Source organism: Neorhizobium petrolearium (genome assembly GCF_017873175.1).
GTDB lineage: Bacteria > Pseudomonadota > Alphaproteobacteria > Rhizobiales > Rhizobiaceae > Neorhizobium > Neorhizobium petrolearium.
The window spans coordinates 1-2625 of record NZ_JAGGJW010000047.1; the positions used below are offsets into that span (position 1 = coordinate 1).

Annotated in this window: 1 protein-coding gene; it reads left to right on the forward strand. The window is 59.6% G+C overall.

The window, feature by feature from the left end; translation table 11 throughout:
- The first annotated feature begins 507 nt into the window (after nt 1-507).
- Nucleotides 508-2613, forward strand: a complete 2106-nt coding sequence (locus tag J2046_RS33530; protein WP_210059119.1) for a recombinase family protein — start codon at nt 508-510, stop codon at nt 2611-2613.
- Nucleotides 2614-2625: the final 12 nt, after the last annotated feature.

A 2625-nucleotide genomic window follows, 5' to 3' on the forward strand; every position in this document is an offset into this window, starting at 1 on the left:
GAACCAAGCATCGCAGACTGCCCCTATTGTCGACGGGGTGGTGCATCATGTGACTATCATTGACCCACGCCACGGCCTTGCGGGTCAACGTCTTGAGCTGGTGTCAGTCCAGTCCGGTCGCGGTGCGGCATTCGTAGTCGTTCGATTACCTGACGGACGCCGCCGTTCAATTCGCCGGTCGGCGACCGATCTTGCAACCTTTTCGCCGGACGCGTGGAGCGAGTCGAAGTCGGCACCTCGCATCAGCGTTCGAACCCTGCTCACATTGATGCGCCATTTAAACAGCATGGTTACCTCCCGTTCCAAGGAGGTGATTCGCGATGAACGCGCAATCGAAACCGTACCGCGTAGCGTCTCAGTCCCTCGTAAAGCTTCTGACCCCGAGCACGACAGTCCCGCGTCCGTGGCTCGATTTGCCGGCGGAGACGCGCAAACAAGTCGCTCAAAAACTTGCCCCCCTGTTGATGCGGATGCGGTCAATACGCGCGCCGACAAAGGTAGATCGGCATGCTGAGAGCGACGAATAGCCCGGACAGCCAAGTCACCGCCGAGCATCGCGGCAAGCTCGCCTACATTTATGTCCGCCAGTCTTCTGTAAACCAGGTGCGGCATCATCAGGAAAGCACTGAGCTGCAGTATCGGCTCATCGATCGCGCCGTCGCTCTTGGCTGGCCACATGAACGCGTGCACGTCATCGATGAAGATCTTGGCAAATCCGGTTCGGGCAGCGTCGAGCGAGAGGGCTTTAAGAAGCTAATCGCAGAGATCGGGCTTGGAAACGCAGGGCTTGTCATCAGCCTCGATGCCTCTCGGCTCGCCCGCAACAATCGTGATTGGCATCAACTCCTTGATCTGTGCGCACTGTTCGGCGTTATTATTGCCGACGGCGAACGGCTCTATGACCCTTGCGCTTACCATGACCGCCTCTTGCTCGGCTTGTCAGGCATCATGAGCGAAGCGGAGTTGCACCAGATCAGGCAGCGCCTTCATCAGGGCGAGCGTCAGAAAGCGGCACGCGGCGAATTGCGCTTTGGTCTACCCGCCGGATTATCTCATGCCCTCTCGGGCCAGATCATTCTCAATCCCGATGAGGAAGTGCAGGCAAGGCTTTGCCTCGTCTTCAGCAAATTCCGCGAATTGGGAAGCGCGCGGGCGGTAATGCGTTATCTACGCAAGGAGGATTTACCATTGCCAATGCGTCCCCTTCGTGGTCCGGCACCGCACGAAGTCGTCTGGCAAGAGGCCAGCAACCCGCGCGTGCTCAGCATTCTCCATAATCCCGGCTATGCTGGGGCCTATGTCTATGGTCGACGACGGCAGACTGGCGGGCGCATTCGTCAGGACGTGTATCTGCCACGCACAACCAAGGTCCCCATCGAAGACTGGGAGGTCTGTTTGCAAGCGGCCCATCCTGGTTACATCGGCTGGGAGGAGTTTATGGACAACCAACGGCGATTGGAAAACAATATCAACCACTACGAAGCCGGCCATACGGGAGCGCCGCGTAAGGGCGCTGCATTGCTGCAGGGCATCGCTGTCTGTGGGCGGTGCGGCCGGCGGATGAGTTTGCGCTATAGCGGCCCTGCGGGAAACTATCCCGTCTACACGTGCCGCGCCGACCGCGGTCACGATGGAGGGCCGTTATGCCAGGAGGTGCGAGCTCTGCCCATCGACGCACGCATCGAAGGCATTCTACTTGAGGCCCTGACGCCGGATAGCATCGCCATCGCCATCGCCGCACTGGGCCAGATCAAAGAAGAGATCCGGCAGCTTGAGCGTCAATGGGCTCTGCGGCGCGAACGGGCGCGCTACGAGGCGGAAAGGGCACGGCGCCAATACGACGCAGTCGAACCCGAGAACCGCTTGGTGGCCCGGTCGCTGGAGCGGGGATGGGAAGAGAAGCTGCGTGCAGCCGAGGCCATAGAGCAAGATTATCAACGGTGGCGGTCCGACGAACCCTTGGTTCTCAGCGAGGCAGATCGCGACGGACTATTGGCGCTCGGAGAGAACCTCCCTGGCATCTGGCATGCCCCCTCGACCACGGCAGCCGAGCGAAAGAGCATCCTACGCCTCATCATCTGCGAGGTCGTTCTCGACCAAAAGCGCCTGCGGGGCCAGGTCTGGGTCAAGATCCTGTGGCAAACGGGAGCGACAAGCGAGCACTCTGTCCAAAGGCGCGTTCACACCTATGGTGACTATATCGATATCGACAAACTACGAGCGCGCGTGACGGAGCTGAACACCGCCGGCAAAATGGACAAGGAAATTGCCTCGGCGCTGAACGCCGAAGGCTTTCTTGCCGCACGGAATTGCGCCTTCAAGGGTGAGAATGTCTGGCTCTTGCGCAGGCGTTGGGGCATTCCCACCGTCAAAATCAACGGCACGAGCTCCAATCCCGCCCGGTGGCCGGACGGATCCTACTCCGTTCAAGGAGCCGCAGCGGCTCTGGGCATCACACCTCAGGTCATCTTTGATTATCTCGCTCGCGGATGGCTCAAAGGGCACCAACTCGCCAAGGGCCAGCCGTGGCAAATCGACTTGACGCAGGACCAGATCGACATTCTGCGCGCTCGCGCTCAACGTAATAGACGATCGAGGAAACAGGCATCATGAAATCATTGGTGA

What these genes read in the sequence shown, in the direction of transcription:
- J2046_RS33530 (WP_210059119.1), top strand. Translation starts at nt 508, where the DNA reads ATGCTGAGAGCGACGAATAGCCCGGACAGCCAAGTCACCGCCGAGCAT.